The following is a 17,051-nucleotide window of genomic DNA, read 5'->3' on the forward strand; positions in this document are numbered from 1 at the left end:
TTCAACTCTTACTATTATACAGGCTTTTCAAACTTTGTCAACACCTTTTTTAAATTTTTTTATTTTTTTGCATGAACTCCTAATGAGTACGGATGTCAAACTCTTTAAACACAATACGTAAGTCCTTTAGCACTCTTTGACGCCCTCGGAAGCGTTCATCTCTTAAGACGCGTTCTAACTCTTCTTGTTTCTCTTTACTTTGTTTGTTTCTATAATCTCTTAGTGTTTCATGAAAGAGATAATAGTCATCTAGCCAGAGTCCTCCCTCACTGATACGATGACTTATCTCACCCACTTCTTCATAAAGCTCTTTATCATATCTCCGTTTTTGACTTTCTTGTTTACGGAGATAATCTAGAATTCGATTCCGGAATTTTGTTTTGAAATATTTCCTTAAACGAGGGATATCTTCTACAAACCCTTCTTCTTTACTAATCAATTCATGTAGGCAAATCATTCCCTCTTGATCCCAGTCCGATAACTCCCATAAATGAAGGTAATATTCATTTCTACACTTATATACAATTCCCTGGACTTCTTCATACAATTCTTTAAGCATAATCTTCCCCTTTCTGTGTACAGTCTAACAGATCCAGAAACACTTTTGGCACATTTCATCCATTCTGTTCTCTACACCGTCTCAACTGCACAAAAAAGAGAGGACGGGCCTCTCTCAGGGTTATTTTTCGTCATTCATTTTTGACTTTACTTCATCATAGGATAATGCATGAGATTCCTCTTCTACTGCTTCAGGCATCTTTCCTGTTTCGTAAAGAGATTTAATTTGTGTACTATCCAATGTTTCGTATTTCAATAATGCTTCTGCAATCAACTTGTGAGTTTCACGATTTGACTGAATAATTTCAGCAGCTTTATTTCGTGCTTCATTCAATAATGAACGAACCTCTTCGTCAATTTCATAAGCTGTTTGTTCTGAAATTGATTTTTGAGAGCTTTGTGCACCAAACATGGCATGATTACCCTCATATTGTACCGGACCAAGTTTTTCACTCATACCGTACTCTGTAACCATTGCACGAGCCATCTGTGTAGCTTGTTCAAAGTCATTTGAAGCTCCTGTCGTTTGGACATTAAAGATGATTTCTTCAGCTACACGTCCCCCCATTAAGCCAGCCAATTGCTCTTTCATATCTTCTTTAGATAGAAGCATTTGGTCTTCCTTAGGAAGTGCAATCATATAACCACCTGCACGACCACGTGGTACAATTGTAACCTTATGGACAACTCGGGCATTCGATAAGACTAGACCAACAATGGTATGTCCTGCCTCATGATAGGCAACCAATTCACGTTCTTTTTGTGAAACTGTCTTATCTTTCTTAGAAGGACCAGCAATCACTCTATCTTCTGCTTCATCAATATCTGAAGCATCAATAACTGACTTGTTGCGACGGGCAGCAACTAAGGCTGCCTCATTTAGAACGTTTTCCAAATCAGCACCAACAAAGCCTGGAGTTTGTTGAGCCACTAATTTCAAATCAACATCTTCTGCTAAAGGCTTGTTCTTAGCATGAACTTTCAAGATTGCTTCACGACCTTTAACATCAGGGCGACCAACCAAGACTTTTCTATCAAAACGTCCTGGGCGCAGAAGGGCAGGGTCAAGTACATCTGAACGGTTTGTCGCAGCGATGACAATAATCCCTTCATTTCCCTCAAAACCATCCATCTCAATCAAAAGTTGGTTCAAGGTTTGCTCACGTTCATCATTACCTCCGCCGAGACCGACTCCACGTTGACGTCCAACAGCATCAATTTCATCGATAAAGATAATAGCTGGTGCTGCTTTTTTGGCATCTTCAAAAAGAGAGCGAACACGACTAGCTCCAACTCCGACAAACATTTCTACAAAGTCAGAACCTGAAATACTAAAGAATGGAACACCTGCTTCTCCGGCTACTGCCTTAGCAAGCAAAGTTTTACCTGTTCCTGGAGGTCCCTCCAAAAGAACACCTGCTGGAATACGGGCTCCAAGTTTCGTAAATCGTTTTGGATCTTTTAAGAATTCAACAACTTCAACTAGTTCTTGTTTTTCTTCCTCAGCTCCAGCAACATCTGAAAATCTTACTTTAATATCTTCTTTATTTGCGGCTTTAGCCTTACTACGTCCAAAACTCATTGGGTTACGGCTATTATTTCCTCCCATATTTCCCATCATAGAGAATAGGAAGAAGAATAGAATACCGAATGGCACAATGGATACAAGAATATTAATCCACATACCACTTGAACTTTCATGCTTAACAGTTACTTCTGCCTTATGGTCAGAAGCAAGTTTTTGCAATTCTGATACTGTAGTATCTGAAGGAAGAATAATACTTGAAAATTTCTCTACTGTTGTAGCAGAAGGAGAAAAGAACTGGATACCTGTTTCTTCTTTACTTGTTTTAGGATTTTTATAAACACCTGAAACTTCGATAACACTGCCATTTGGTTGGTAAGTCAATTCTTTTACATTGTCATCGGTAATTTCTTTTACCAATTCTGTATAATTAATTTGCTCACTTTTCCCTGCAACACTACCTGTACTAAAATACTGGTAAGCTGTAACTAGGAAAAAAATAAGTAATAACCATAGAAAAGGATTTTTAATTAAACCATTATTTTGTTTTTTCATTAAAAATTGTTCTTTCTAATTTGAATACACTTCTTCTTTCAATACTCCAACATAAGGAAGATTACGATAATTTTCTTTGTAGTCTAAACCATAACCTACTACAAACTCATTTGGGATAGTAAAGCAGGTATAGTCTGCCTCAATTTCTACAACACGTCCCTCTGGTTTATCCAATAAGGTTGCAATCTTAACAGAAGCTGCATCTCTTTCAATAAACATATCTCGCAAATTCTTCAAAGTTTGACCTGTATCAATGATATCTTCTACAAATAGAACATGTCTTCCTTTGATATCTTGAGTCACATCTTGTTTAATATTGATAACACCACTACTTGCTGTTCCACCATGGTAGCTAGAAACCATCATGAAGTCCATTTCAATATGTGTATCAATATGTTTGACTAATTCAGCCATAAAAGGAATAGATCCTTTTAAAATCCCGACTAAAATTGGATTTTTTCCTGCATAGTCTTTAGTGAGTTGAGCACCTAATTTTTTAGCAGCCTCTGTAATTTCATCGTGTGAAACGAGGATTTTTTTAATATCGTTTTCTAACATTTTTTTACCTATCTATTTTTTCTATATAAAGTACAGTGTTCATTATATCATTTTTCGTGTTTTTACTCAAATTACTGGTCGCAATTCCCAAAATTGAGACAATTTCTCCAAATTGCTCAATAATCAGAGCAGATTTTCTCTTTTCCATAGGGATTTTCAAATCAATAAATAGACGTCTGAGTTTTTTTCTATGCCCATTTTGAATCAAAACATCTCCTGTTTTTCGATGACGAATGTGTATTGATGTTTCCCGTGAAACAGGTATTTGTTGAATTGATTCACCTTCTAAAGGAAGTCCAAAGGAAAATAAATATCCTTGATAAGATACCTGATTTTGATAGTGTAACACAAGTTCATCTTCCTTTTCATCAGACTGAGGACTGATTTTACAAATCCGAAACTGTTGATACTCTTTTATCAATTCATAACCATTTTTAAGTGGATGACTATACTGGCTTTTAGTTTTTAAAATTTGTCTAACTTCTTCAAACTGAGCTTTTGTAAGATTCAAATCTGGAAAACGATTCAGATAAGTTTGAAGTAAAACTCTTTGTGTCGACTCAGAGTAAGACAATAGCTGCTCTAAATTTTCTACATCAATATTCTTTGATAATTCAGCTATTGCCAAATCATAATCTAAAATTTCATTACCGATACTTAAGATTGCATCTCTAAATCGAGGATTTTCTTTTTCTAATTCTGGTAAGTAAGAGTTTCGAATACGGTTGCGCAAATAATGATTTTCCTTATTTGATATATCTTCAAAGTGAAAAATTGATGGAAAGTCTTTTTTCTGAAAATGCAAGAAGGGACGAATAATTTCTATCTCTCCGACTACTTGCTTCTCCTTAATTCCTGATAGATAGCGCAAACGAGTGCCTCGAATCAAACGCATCAAAATCGTTTCCACCTGGTCATCAGCATGGTGGGCAGTAACTAAAGCTGTCGCACCTGTCTTTTTCATGACCTCTTGAAAAAAATCATAACGAAAATGTCGAGCACGCGCTTCTGAAAATTCTCCTGAAAAATTGCTGACATAAATAGGAAGTCCAGCTTCAGCAGCCAACTTCCTTAATTCCTTTTCTTCCCAATCTGATTCTACTCTCTGCTTATGATTCACATGGGCTAGAATCAATTCAATTTCTAACTCTTTTTGATAAGTAGATAATACCCTAAATAGAAACATAGAATCTAATCCACCAGAAAGAGCTAGCACCACCTTAGTATGCTTTTTGAAATATCCCTTCTTGAGAAAATGATTTAAAAAATCTTGTTTTCTCATTTTAGAACCTCATAAACATCCTTAGCTATCTGAGAAATTGTATCATAATCAGAATTCTTAGTGAAAATCGAAAGAATAAATGGAGAATTTGCGTAGACAACACCCGTATCATGCTTAAATTCGTCCGCATCCCCAATTTTATGAGCTACCTTCACAGAAACACCTTTGGCAATTCGCTGATTATCAAAATCTGTTTTAGTCAAAGACTCTAGCACAAATCCATTTTGATTATAAATAGCTTCCATGACCTTCCCGGCCATTTTGGAAGAAATCAATTTTTCTTTTGGATCCCAATCATCTCCCGTAATGGCAGACATCTTGGATTTGAATGTGGCATCAGATTGGTTTGAAATGTAATAACCCAATATATTATGAGCTACATTATCAGATTCTTTAGATACTTTTGTGATTAAGTCCTTGAGAGAGTACTCTTTATTATCCTCTTTTTTAGGAAGACTACCACTTCCCTCTGGTTTATAAGAACCTGGAAAATCATTGACTGCAGATACGTATTTTACAGTCGTATCTAACTGATAAAGACCCTCATTTATTTTTTCTTGCGCATAATAGAGATAAGGGAGTTTCAAAACACTAGCTGCATACATCTTTTCATCTTGATTGATACCAGCTTCTTTTCCAGTAGTCAGTTGCTTAACATAAATAGAGAATGAATCCTTCTGATATTTTTCAGATAACATTTCTTGAACTTTACTCATCCGATTATCTTCTTCAGAAGTTGATTCTTTAGCTACCCATCCAACCTGATCAATATGTAGAAATTCTCTTCCTTCTACAAACATGGTCTTATCGATTGATACCTGAGAATAAGCTGATAAGGATGATTTCACTTCTTTTAAGTCATAAGGACTATTGTACAGTTTAAAATCAGATTCTAACCATACTTTTTTTATTGTTGGAGTTACCTCTGATTGTTCATATAAAAATCGTTTGTCCGCAGCTATAAATTGATGATTTGATAGCTTAAATACCGGAATTCCTTGTTTATTTAAGCGCCACTCAGTTATTTGAAAACTTGTTTTGGGAGTCAATTTTCCAGATTCCACTACTAAATCTTCATTTGCATAAACAGGAACTTCTCCATAAACCATAGGAGAATTTAGCTTTTCTCTAAAATAAATACCAAAGTCAGATTGTGAAAGGTAATAAATTTCTTTCGAAGTATAGACGACTTCTTTTTCTGTACTAACAACTTTTGAAATGGTCAAAAAACTTGGTAGCAACAAAATAATTAAGAATTTACGCATTCTTCCTTTCCTTTTCTTCTTGTAAACGCAATAATTGATTTTTATCAGCCAACTCTTCCAGCTTTTCATCTGATAAACTCAAAAATTGCTCAATTACATCTAATAAATTTTCCATTTTATCACCTTTGAAGCAAGTCAGGAATCGTATAAACTATTTCCCTCGACTTAGAATAATAGTACTTCGCTCGTGTATATTTGGCAGCATAATCCTCGTCTTTTAACTTGGTAGCAAATGCTGTCTCCTTATCCTTTTCATCACTCAAAGTCTGATACTGAGTTTGCAAGTCTGCTAGTTGCTGACGTCTTTGGAGTAATTGTTGATAGCTCTGCGCTAAATTAAAAGTTGGCAAGATAAATAATAGCATAATCAAAATCAGAACCCAACCCATGAAACGATTCCGTTTTTGTCGTTCTTTCATCAGGTAACGACGACGTTGATATTCATTTTGGATAAAAGAATTATTCAATTGTACAATATTTTTAGACATTTTCTTCTACCCGTGTTTCACTGATAATTTCATACATGCCTGCTGCATCTTCTTTTTTTGTACTATCTTTCATCTCTAGTACTTTTACAAGTAGCAACTTATTGCCAAAGCGAATTTCAACTTGGTCATTAACTTTCAAATCCGTTGAACTTTTGGCCAAGATTCCATTCACCTTGATTCTGCCTTTATCTGCTACTTCTTTTGCGACTGTACGACGCTTGATAATTCGCGATACTTTTAAATATTTGTCTAATCTCATCCTTATTACCTCAACTTATTATTGTACCATTTTTATCTATTTTATAGAAGAAAAATATCAAATGGAATTTTCTTTCTTAGACTCTTTTATCTCTAATAAACTTTCTCCAAAAATCAGCAGACCTTCTAAAATTTCATAATCTTTCTTATTTTGGACATCAAATACAAGCTCCATTAATCCCTTATTCTCAGCGATGCCTGCTTTTAAGTTCGTTGCGGATAAAGCTTTAAAATAATCTTGAGCTAAAAACAGTCGTTGAGTGACTTTTTCAAATTGAACTGTAATCTTATTATCTTTTCTTTCCACACGTTGAACAAAGACCTTGTCCAAATATGACTTGACTAAACTAATCTCTAAAAGATATGCTACTACATCTGGGTATTCTCCAAAACGGTCTATCAACTCCTCTTGTAACTCTTCATAATTGACACGGTTGTCAATTTGACGAATTTTCTTGTAAATTTCAATCTTATGTCGTTGATCAGAAATATAAGTATCAGGAAGATAGGCATCAATTTGCAAAATCAACTCAGCATTCCCTTTAGTTCTTGTGTTAGTGTTAGCATTACCGTTTCGTTTAGCAATAGTTTCCTCTAGTAACTGCGAATACAATTCAAAACCAACAGAATCAATGAAACCAGACTGGGATTTTCCTAGGAGATTTCCTGCTCCACGAATCGAAAGATCTCGCATAGCAATCTTAAATCCGGATCCCAATTCTGTAAATCCTTTAATCGCTTCTAATCTCTTTTCAGAGATTTCACTAATCGATTTTTCTGGACGATATATGAGATAAGCATAAGCAATACGATTACTACGACCAACTCTTCCTCTTAGCTGATACAAGGTTGACAAGCCCATATGATCCGCATTTTCAATAAATAAAGTATTAGCATTTGGAATGTCCACCCCTGTCTCAATAATGGTAGTTGTCACCAAAATATCATACTGACCTTCAATGAAATCCATTAGAGTATTTTCTAACTTAATTTCACTCATTTGCCCATGAACATAACCAATCGAAGCCTCTGGAATCAACTCCTGTAATTCTGAAACCTTCTGGTCAATCGTGTCAACTTTGTTGTAAAGGTAGTAAACTTGACCTCCACGCTCCATTTCACGTAAGACAGCATCACGAATGACACTATCATTCTTTTCTAAAACATAGGTTTGCACTGGATAACGATTAGTCGGCGGAGTTTCAATAACAGACAAATCTCTGATTCCCAGCATAGACATGTGAAGGGTACGAGGAATTGGCGTAGCGGTCAAGGTCAGGACATCTACTTGTTTTTTCAGTTCTTTCAAGGTTTCCTTATGCTTGACACCAAATCGCTGTTCCTCATCAATAATCATCAAGCCCAAATCAGCAAACACAACATCTTTTGACAAAACACGATGTGTTCCAATCAAAATATCAACTTGACCGTTTTTCAATTTTTCAAGTGTTTCGGTCTGCTCTTTTTTACTTCTAAAACGACTCAATACATCAATATTAACTGCAAAATTTTGGAATCGTTCCTTAAAATTGGTATAGTGCTGTTGCGCTAAAACCGTCGTCGGAACTAGAACGACAACCTGTTTGTGATCATTGACAGCCTTAAAGGCTGCACGCATTGCAACTTCAGTCTTTCCAAAACCAACATCCCCAACTAAAAGTCGATCCATTGGCTGAGAATCTTGCATATCCCTCTTGATTTCCTCAATACTACGAAGTTGATCATCCGTTTCAACATAAGGAAATGCATCATCAAAAGCATGTTGATCTTCATCATCAGCTGAAAAAGCAAAACCCTTCAACTGGCTGCGTTCAGAATAAAGTTTAATTAAATCGTCTGCTATATCCTCTACCTGGTTCTTAACCTTTTGCTTAGCCTTTTTAAAATGACCGTCATTTAATTTATTGAGTTTTGGAGCTTTACCATCACTTGAAATATATTTAGACAGTAACTGAATCTGTTCCACAGGGATAGAAATTTGATCACCATTTTGGTATTGGACACTGACATAATCGCGATGAATTCCCTTGATTTCAATTGTTTCAATTCCTAGATATTGACCAATCCCATGGATATGATGGACAACATAGTCCCCTTTTTCAAGTTCATTGTAATCTTTTAATCTCTCTGCATTCGAAACATGTTGTCTTCGAAAACGACGTTTTAATTTCTTTTGAAAAATCTCATGTTCAGTTATCAATAAAATCTTTTCATCTACAAAATGAAAACCATGTCTTAGGTTACTCTCAATTAAGTTTACAGATTGTTGACAGATTCTTGACTTATTTCTGGAATCCAATTTAATCTGATATTCCTCTAACATATCCTCCAATGCCTTACTTCCCATTGAATTGCTAGATTGCAGGATAATAGTATAATTCATTTTTTTGTATCGTTCAATTTCTTCTTTTAGAAAAGAAAACTGATTGAAAAATTCCTGCATAGGATATTGATTGAATTGATAAATTTTGTCAAATTTGAGATTTCCTAAACCCTTTTGAAGATTAGAGAAAAAGGTCACCGGACTTTGTTTTTTATAGATTTGCTCAGTATCAGCAAAATACTGCATATCAGAAAATGCTTTACTATTCTGTAATTCTTCTGTAAAGTACTGCGCTAATTCTCTTTCAAAGACTTCATACTGATTCATCAATTTTTGGTAATCATCAAAGAATATTGGAGTATCTTTTTCAATATAATCAAAGACAGTCCATGTCTTATCATAGCACAAAGATAAAAACTTCCGAGAATCTGCATGACTTTGTTTTTGGTGAAAACTTGAAAGAATTTCTTCTAAGTATGATTTCAAAATCGGTGATAAAGTCTTCGAAATTTGTTTTTCTAAAGCTGACTGACCTCGTTGATAATCTTTTTCTCTCAAAAGCATATCACTAGCTGGAAAGATAGTTAGTTCTGTCTGACTTTCTTTCGATAATTGTGTTTCGACTTCAAATGACCTGATACCATCAATTTCATCACCAAAAAACTCAATTCGGCAAGGTTCTAACTGGGATATTTCAAAAATATCTAAAATATCTCCTCGCAGACTAAATTCGCCCTGAGTTTGTACTTGAGTAACTTTTCGATAACCAATTTCCTTTAACTGATGGATAAGCGCGTGTTGGTCATATTCTTCACCAACTGAGATTTTTACAATACTATCTCTGAATACATTGGGAGACGGTAAAATCAATCGACTTGCTGCGATATTACAAACTAAAATCCCTTTCTTAGATGAATCAGTCAAAAAACGCAAGGCTTCAACCCGTGAAATGTTTTTTTCTTGTGAAGACATCAAAAACTCGACCATAGGGGAATCATCTACCAAAAACGGATAAACAAGTTCCTCACCCAAGATAGAGATAAGATCACTAACCAGTCCTTCTGCTTCTCCATAAGTTGACGTCAATAACACAATCTTATCTTCTTTTTCTAAACTGCTTGCAATTGCAAGAGCCTTAGTAGACGTTGATAAACCAAGTATCAGTTGTCTTTTCTTATCTGTTAAATTTTGATGCCATTTTTTGATCTGATTATTTTCTGAGAATAAATCTAATAAGGTCACCATTTATCCATTATACCTCTGCATTGTTTTCTCAAAATTTTTCTCTTGTAAATAGTAGTTTACAGAATCGTCAACTTTGTCAATAGACTGTAAAATACCAGTATAATCATCCTTGTCAAAGGTACTCAAAACGTGGTTAACAACTGACATGCCATTTTTAGGTCTTCCGATTCCAATCTTAACACGATTAAAGGCCTGGGTTCCAATATGTTGAATAATAGACTTGATACCATTATGACCGCCTGCTGAGCCTTTTGCTCTTAAACGAATCTTTCCAACTTCCATGTCAAGATCATCGTAAATGATGAGTAAATCTTCAATATCCAAACCATAGTAAGTCAATAAAGCATGAACCGCTTTTCCACTTTCATTCATAAATGTCGTTGGTTTGACAAGATAAATTTTTTCTCCATTTAGGAAAAAGGATGCTAGATCAGCTTGAAATATCTTATCATGTGTAAAAGTGACATTCTGTTTCTTCGCTAGTTGGTCAATCAACATAAAACCAACATTGTGTTTTGTTTCAAAATATTTATTCCCTGGATTTCCCAAGCCTACAAGTAATTTGGTCATTTATTTTTCCTTTCAAAAGCCAAAAGGGTTGGAATTTTTTTCCAACCTAATTGATACTATTCATTAAATTTTTTAGACATTAAAGCGGAATTCCATAATATCGCCATCTTGAACGATATATTCTTTTCCTTCTTCACGCAAGCGTCCAGCTTCTTTTACAGCCTTTTCAGATCCGTATTTCACTAGATCCTCATATGACATGGTTACTGCACGGATAAAGCCTTTTTCAAAGTCTGAGTGGATAATACCAGCTGCTTGAGGAGCCTTCATACCACGTTTGAAGGTCCAAGCGCGAACTTCTTTTTCACCAGCTGTGAAGTAAGTTCCCAATCCAAGCAAATGGTAAGCAGCACGAGTCAACTTGTCAACGCCTGATTCTGTCAATCCAAGTGCTTCAAGAAATTCTTGCTTGTCTTCTTCGTCTAACTCAGAAATTTCTTCCTCAGCACGCGCAGAAATAACGACTACTTCAGCATTTTCTGTCGCTGCAAATTCACGAATTTGTTTGACATAGTCGATAGAATCTGGATCTGAAACTACATCTTCATCTACATTCGCTACATAAAGAACTGGTTTAGTCGTCAAAAGGAAGAGACCTTTGACAACTTTTTGTTCTTCATCTGTAAATTCAATAGTTCGAGCTGATTTTCCATCTTCTAGGACTGGTTTAATCTTTTGAAGAACATTAAACTCAGCTACTGATTCTTTATCTTTTTGCGTACGTGCCATCTTTTCTACACGCGCATAACGCTTATTAACTGATTCTAAGTCAGCAAGAATCAACTCCAGGTTAATAGTATCAATATCTGCAAGTGGATCTACAAAGGCGTCTTCACGTCCTTGCTCGCGCATCACATTTTCATCATCAAAAGCACGAACTACGTGAACAATCGCGTCTACTTCACGGATATTAGCCAAGAATTTATTCCCTAGCCCTTCTCCTTTTGAAGCTCCTTTTACAATCCCTGCAATATCTGTAAATTCAAATGTTGTTGGAACTGTTTTTTTAGGTGTGATCATTTCAGTTAGTTTTTGTAGGCGTTCATCTGGAACTTCTACCATTCCAACGTTTGGATCAATCGTCGCAAATGGATAGTTTGCAGCCTCTGCTCCTGCTTTTGTAATTGCATTAAATAATGTTGATTTACCAACGTTTGGCAAACCAACGATACCTGCTGTTAAAGCCATATTTTCTCATTCTCCGTTTTCATTTCAATCCCTAATATTATAACACAAAAAGGGAAAACTTGCTAACCCTCTAACTAAGGGTTTTCAGTCAATAATTTTATTCATTTTTCGATCAAAATCATAGCGTCCCATCATGACAACATGGTCACAATTACTGCATTTTATTTTGATATCTGCTCCTACACGTGTAATTTCCCAACGATTAGCCTTTTTACCAGTCGACTTGATGGTGCAAGCATGTGGTTTTTTCATTTCAACAAAATTTCCAACTTGATACATACTACTCTCCTTTTCTTTTTCGATTATATCATAAAAGAGGCGAGCTAAGCTCAACCTCTTTCACTTAATTTGTACGGACTGGTGTAATGAGCTGCATGAAGTCCTCGTCAGTATCTGCTGGCACAAGAGTAAATGGACGAACAGCTGAGATAAAGCTAATGGTCACCTTTTCGCTATTTAAAGCTTTAAGAGAATCAATCAAGTAAGTTGGGTTGAAACTAATGGTCAAATCTTCACCAGTCACCTGACCAGTATCGATTTCCTCGTTTACTTTACCAACTTCTGGAGAGTGAACATGGGCGCTAACAATACCACCTTTAATTTCAAGTTTCACAGTACCATTTTGAGTCGCACTTGATAAAAGACGAGCACGCTCCATTGACTGGCGTAAGTTTACCACATCAAAAGTAATAGTAGTGTTAAAGTCTGTTGGAATCAAACGATCTGTATCAGGATAGTTTCCTTCTAGGAGACGAGTATAGAAGCTAATATTTTCACTTCTAAAGAGGATTTGGTTATTGGCAAAGAAAATCTCTACAGTTTCGATATCATCTGTAAATACCGCTGAAAATTCGCGTAAAGAACGGCTAGGAATAACAACATCAAAGTCATCACTATTTTTCTCAAGCGTTAATTTTTTCTGGCTTAGGCGATGAGAGTCTGTTGCAACTGTTTTTAGCTCCTTATGTTGACTCAATACAAAATGAACACCCGTTAAAATTGGACGACTTTCTTGTGTACTTGCAGCAAAAGCTGTTTCATTGATAATTTTCTTGAGTAATTTGGTTTCAAGAACCAAAGGAGTGCTTGCTGAAATTTCTTGGATTCGTGGGTACTGTTCGCTATCTTTTCCTTTTAGGGTAATTTCTGATTTTCCACTGGTTAAAACAATTTGATTTTGTTCAATTTCTTTAAAATCAAGAGTCACATCAGGTAGACTAGATACCACATTTATGAAGAAAGAAGCTTCAAGAAGAATTGAACCTAGAGAAGTAATTAACAAACCAGCATCTTCATTTTTTTGAGAAATAAAATTTTCAATTGAAATTTGACCATTTGAACCAATCAAAGTAACACCTTCATTGGTTACGTCAATTTTGACGGTTGATAAAATAGGAATAGCATTTTTAGAACTAATAGCTCTCTTAGTTGTATTCAATGCTTGTAGAAATAAATTTTTATTAATTGAAAAATGAATCATGGATTCTCCTTTATTTATTTTTAGTATTATAAGGATAATAGTAATAATAGAGTCTGTGAAATCTGTGGAAAACAGACTTTAAACAAGTCATATCAAGTTTTTTGGCTTGTTTAAAAAATGTGGATAAAAAAGATAAAAAAGCGAAAGTTATCCACAAGTTATTTGATTTTCTTTTTGATTGATTCAATTTCTAAACGTAAATTATCGTCTTCATCAATCAAAGATTTAATTTTTGCATGGGCATGAATGACTGTTGTATGATCTTTTCCTCCAAATTCCTTCCCAATTTTTGGAAGACTATTATCTGTTAGTTCTCTAGATAAATACATGGCTACTTGACGGGCCAAAACGATATTTTGAAGGCGTCTGCTTCCCTTCATTTCTTTGACGCTAACACCATAAAAGTTACCAACTTCATTTTGGATTTTGTCAATTGGGATGACGAGCATTTGGCTAACATCTTGTTTGCGAGCTCTAATAGCTTCTGCAGCAATATCAATAGTGATATCCTTGATTTTTTTTACTCGGGCAATTAAAGTGATGTCGTTGATGGCTCCCTCAAGATCTCGAACATTTGAATCAAATTGTCCAGCTAGGTATTCTAGAGTATCACTTTGGAAATTGTAGCCTAAATGTTCCGTTTTACTTTGTAAAATGGCAATACGTGTTTCAAAGTCAGGAGGTGTGATAGTTTGGGTTAACCCCCAACTAAAACGTGTGACAAGCCTCTCCTCGAGCCCTTCTAGATGTTTTGGACTACGATCACTGGTTAGGACAATCTGTTTTTGCTTGTCATGAAGGGCGTTAAAGGTATTGAAAAATTCTTCCTGAGTTGCGACTTTTTTTCCGCTGAGTGACTGGATATCATCGATTAACAAAAGATCAAGACTACGATAGGTTTTTTTAAATTTTTCCATTTCCCCAAGCCTTAAGTGATCAAGAAAGTCATTAATAAAGCTTTCAGCAGGTATGTATTTGACACGCGCATTTGGAATATTTTTTAGAATTTCATTTCCAATAGCGTTTAACAGGTGAGTCTTACCAAGCCCAGGTCCTCCATAGATAAAAAGAGGATTATAGGTCAAGGCTAAATCTTCAGAGACGGCCAAAGCGGCTGATACTGCCCAAACATTTCCATCCCCTTGAATAAAATTATCAAAGGTATACTTTTCTTTTAACCCAGTATCCGAATAAGGAATAGATGCTAACTTTGGACTATAGTCATAAAGAGTTGAATTTGTAGCTTCTTCAACTTGTGAGATAGCCGTATCTTGAGGTTTAGTGAAAATATAGTGGGGAGTTATCTCAGCATCATAAATTTCAAATCCGGCAACTACAATAATATCTTTTAGTTGTTTTTCCCAGACCATTTCCATTTCAGATCGTGGTAAAAATATAGTGGCAACATTTTCCTCTACCTTGATGAGTTCAGCTTGAATAGCATAGAAATCATACATGGATCGAGTCAGTCTTTCTTGAGCAAATTCTAATATACGATTCCAAAATTGTTTTTCTTTCAATCCTTTCTCCTCCTTTACTATTTAAAAGTTTAATACTAAACCTATTTTACCATAGAAAACAAGAATTTTCCACAAGCTGTGAAAAATAATCCACAATGTTACCAATTTTTATCCACAGGTTGGGGATAAAAGTAAAAACTATTGATTTATTAAGCTTTTTATTGAAAAAAATAGTGGATAACCTTGTGAGATAAAAAAATAAAAGAACAGCCTTATTTCAGGCTGTTGATAATTCTACTGTATTCTTCTTGATTTGAAAAAGAAATAATGATTTTTCCACTATCTTTTTTAAACATTTTGATTTCTACATCTAATCCGAGTAGTTTTTTTAACTGCTCTTCTTCTTTTTTTATGAAGTAATCAGTTTTTTGCAGTTTCTTTTGTTTTTTCTCTGTCAGAAGAGCTTCTAACTTCCTTACAGAGATGTCTTCTTCTATAATTCGTTGAAAGAAATAGTCTTGTTGTTCCTTATTCAACCCAACTAGAGAACGCGCATGAGCTTGTGATAGTTTGCCATTTTCTACTTCTGAGAGGATAGCATCTGGCAAGGAAAGCAAACGAATGGAGTTGCTGATATATGGACGAGACTTTCCCATTTTATCTGCAATTTCAGCATGGGTGAATCCTTTCTCTACGAGAGATTCATAGGCGCGTGCTTCTTCTATAGGATTTAAATTTTCTCTCTGCAAATTTTCAATAATGGACTGGACCATCATCTCTTGGTCTGAAAGCTGTTTAACAACAGCTGGGATAGACCTTAGACCAGCTAAAAGTGAAGCACGATAGCGTCTCTCTCCTGCAAGGATTTCATAACCAATAACAGGAGATTGACGAACAATAATCGGTTGAATGACCCCATTTTCTTTGATAGACTGTGCTAGTTCATGTAGTTTTTCTCCATCAAATTCTTTTCGAGGTTGATAGGGATTTTTTTGTATATCCGTGATAGAAATCATTTCAAATTTTTCCATGATTCTACACTAACACATCTTTTCTCTTATGTAAAGCTTTCTTTACATAGATGTCAATTAAGATTCTAAATCACCTGAACTCTTGTCAAGTTTAATAGATGTAGTTTCTTCTTTACCGTTACGATAGTAAGTTATCTTAATGGTGTCTCCGATAGAATGATTGTAAAGAGCACTTTGTAAGTCTGTTGATGAAGCAATGTCTTTGTCATCTACTTTTGTAATAACATCGTATTTTTCAAGGTGACCATTGGCAGGCATATTACTTTGTACAGAACGAACAACAACACCAGATGTTACGTTACTTGGAATATTCAGTCTTCTAATGTCACTTGTATTAATATTTGAGAGATTAACCATTTGGATGCCCAAAGCTGGACGAGTCACTTTTCCGTTCTTTTCTAACTGTTCAATAATATTGATAGCATCATTTGCAGGGATTGCAAAACCAAGACCTTCTACAGATGTTCCTCCATTTGTGGCAATTTTACTTGAGGTAATTCCGATAACCTGTCCTTGAATATTGATTAGTGGGCCACCAGAGTTACCTGGGTTAATAGCAGTATCAGTTTGGATGGCTTTTGTAGAAATGGCTTGTCCATCTTCAGATTTTAAAGATACATTTCGATTAAGACTAGATACGATACCTTGAGTGACAGTATTTGCATATTCAGAACCTAACGGGCTACCAATGGCAATAGCAGTTTCTCCTACGGTTAACTTGCTAGAATCACCAAACTCAGCTACTGTTGTCACTTTTTCTGAAGAGATTTTGACGACAGCAATATCAGAGAAAGTATCAGCTCCGACAATTTCTCCAGGTACTTTAGTTCCATCTGACAAACGAATATCTACTTTGCTGGCGCCATTTATAACGTGATTATTGGTGACAATGTAAGCTTCTTTATCATTCTTCTTATAAATAACCCCAGATCCTTCACTAGAGATTTGCTGAGAATCTGTATCAGTATCATCATTACCAAATACGCTATTTTGTCTATTTGCCGAATAAGTAATGACAGAAACAACAGCATCTTTTACTTTGTTAACAGCCTGAGTTGTTGAATTTTCGTTCTTATAGGCAGTCTGTGTGATAGTGCTATTGTTGTTGGAGTTGCTTATACTACTTTTTTGAGTTAGTTGAGCTATTGAAAAACTACCCAAGGCTCCACTAAAAAAGCTAATGACGATAACGACTAATAATTGAAACCCTTTTTTGTAAAATGTTTTTAAATGTTTCATATTTGCCTCCATATTTTTGAATTACT

Annotated in this window: 16 protein-coding genes; all 16 read right to left on the minus strand. The window is 35.2% G+C overall.

The genetic code is table 11. The features are described 5' to 3' along the window. Positions 1 to 79 precede the first annotated feature (79 nt). Positions 80 to 559 carry a sigma-70 family RNA polymerase sigma factor gene (locus tag HT732_RS03805; RefSeq protein ID WP_173254018.1) on the minus strand — a complete coding sequence of 160 codons (480 nt, stop codon included), beginning with the start codon at positions 557 to 559 and terminating at the stop codon, positions 80 to 82. A gap of 120 nt (positions 560 to 679) precedes the next feature. Further along, positions 680 to 2,638 (minus strand): ATP-dependent zinc metalloprotease FtsH, encoded by a 1,959-nt coding sequence (gene ftsH / locus HT732_RS03810; protein ID WP_173254019.1) that lies wholly within the window; start codon positions 2,636 to 2,638, stop codon positions 680 to 682. Between the two features lie 15 nt (positions 2,639 to 2,653). Beyond that, positions 2,654 to 3,196, minus strand: a complete 543-nt coding sequence (gene hpt, locus HT732_RS03815) for a hypoxanthine phosphoribosyltransferase (protein ID WP_057488246.1) — start codon at positions 3,194 to 3,196, stop codon at positions 2,654 to 2,656. A 4-nt stretch (positions 3,197 to 3,200) separates the two neighbouring features. Then, positions 3,201 to 4,478: a tRNA lysidine(34) synthetase TilS gene (gene tilS, locus HT732_RS03820; RefSeq protein ID WP_173254020.1), complete on the minus strand. Its 1,278-nt coding sequence runs from the start codon at positions 4,476 to 4,478 to the stop codon at positions 3,201 to 3,203. Continuing rightward, a complete protein-coding gene (locus HT732_RS03825; protein WP_173254021.1) occupies positions 4,475 to 5,743 on the minus strand; it encodes a serine hydrolase in 1,269 nt (422 codons plus the stop codon). The genes tilS and HT732_RS03825 overlap by 4 nt, the downstream gene beginning before the upstream one ends. Further along, complete coding sequence (locus tag HT732_RS10475) at positions 5,736 to 5,858, minus strand: SP_0009 family protein (RefSeq protein ID WP_000429334.1); 123 nt, start codon at positions 5,856 to 5,858, stop codon at positions 5,736 to 5,738. The genes HT732_RS03825 and HT732_RS10475 overlap by 8 nt, the downstream gene beginning before the upstream one ends. Before the next feature lie 4 nt (positions 5,859 to 5,862). Beyond that, positions 5,863 to 6,231, minus strand: coding sequence for a septum formation initiator family protein (locus tag HT732_RS03830; RefSeq protein WP_000041912.1), 369 nt, complete (start codon positions 6,229 to 6,231; stop codon positions 5,863 to 5,865). Continuing rightward, complete coding sequence (locus tag HT732_RS03835) at positions 6,224 to 6,490, minus strand: RNA-binding S4 domain-containing protein (protein ID WP_001234978.1); 267 nt, start codon at positions 6,488 to 6,490, stop codon at positions 6,224 to 6,226. The genes HT732_RS03830 and HT732_RS03835 overlap by 8 nt, the downstream gene beginning before the upstream one ends. A gap of 57 nt (positions 6,491 to 6,547) precedes the next feature. After that, a complete protein-coding gene (gene mfd, locus HT732_RS03840; RefSeq protein WP_173254022.1) occupies positions 6,548 to 10,057 on the minus strand; it encodes a transcription-repair coupling factor in 3,510 nt (1,169 codons plus the stop codon). Beyond that, positions 10,058 to 10,627, minus strand: coding sequence for an aminoacyl-tRNA hydrolase (gene pth / locus HT732_RS03845; protein WP_173254023.1), 570 nt, complete (start codon positions 10,625 to 10,627; stop codon positions 10,058 to 10,060). A 72-nt stretch (positions 10,628 to 10,699) separates the two neighbouring features. Further along, entirely contained in the window at positions 10,700 to 11,815 is a 1,116-nt protein-coding gene (gene ychF, locus HT732_RS03850; RefSeq protein WP_049501881.1) for a redox-regulated ATPase YchF, read from the minus strand. Between the two features lie 84 nt (positions 11,816 to 11,899). Further along, positions 11,900 to 12,094 (minus strand): DUF951 family protein, encoded by a 195-nt coding sequence (locus HT732_RS03855; protein WP_000285186.1) that lies wholly within the window; start codon positions 12,092 to 12,094, stop codon positions 11,900 to 11,902. 64 nt (positions 12,095 to 12,158) lie between these two features. Next, positions 12,159 to 13,295 (minus strand): DNA polymerase III subunit beta, encoded by a 1,137-nt coding sequence (gene dnaN, locus HT732_RS03860; RefSeq protein WP_173254024.1) that lies wholly within the window; start codon positions 13,293 to 13,295, stop codon positions 12,159 to 12,161. Between the two features lie 158 nt (positions 13,296 to 13,453). Then, complete coding sequence (gene dnaA / locus HT732_RS03865) at positions 13,454 to 14,815, minus strand: chromosomal replication initiator protein DnaA (RefSeq protein WP_023944973.1); 1,362 nt, start codon at positions 14,813 to 14,815, stop codon at positions 13,454 to 13,456. Positions 14,816 to 15,027: 212 nt separating this feature from the next. Beyond that, the gene (locus HT732_RS03870) at positions 15,028 to 15,786 is read right to left on the minus strand and encodes a ParB/RepB/Spo0J family partition protein (protein ID WP_173254025.1); all 759 of its coding nucleotides are present in this window, start codon (positions 15,784 to 15,786) and stop codon (positions 15,028 to 15,030) included. A gap of 57 nt (positions 15,787 to 15,843) precedes the next feature. Continuing rightward, positions 15,844 to 17,025, minus strand: a complete 1,182-nt coding sequence (locus HT732_RS03875) for a S1C family serine protease (RefSeq protein WP_173254026.1) — start codon at positions 17,023 to 17,025, stop codon at positions 15,844 to 15,846. Between the last annotated feature and the right edge of the window lie 26 nt (positions 17,026 to 17,051).

The organism is Streptococcus sp. 5346, from assembly GCF_013277455.1.
Lineage (GTDB): Bacteria > Bacillota > Bacilli > Lactobacillales > Streptococcaceae > Streptococcus.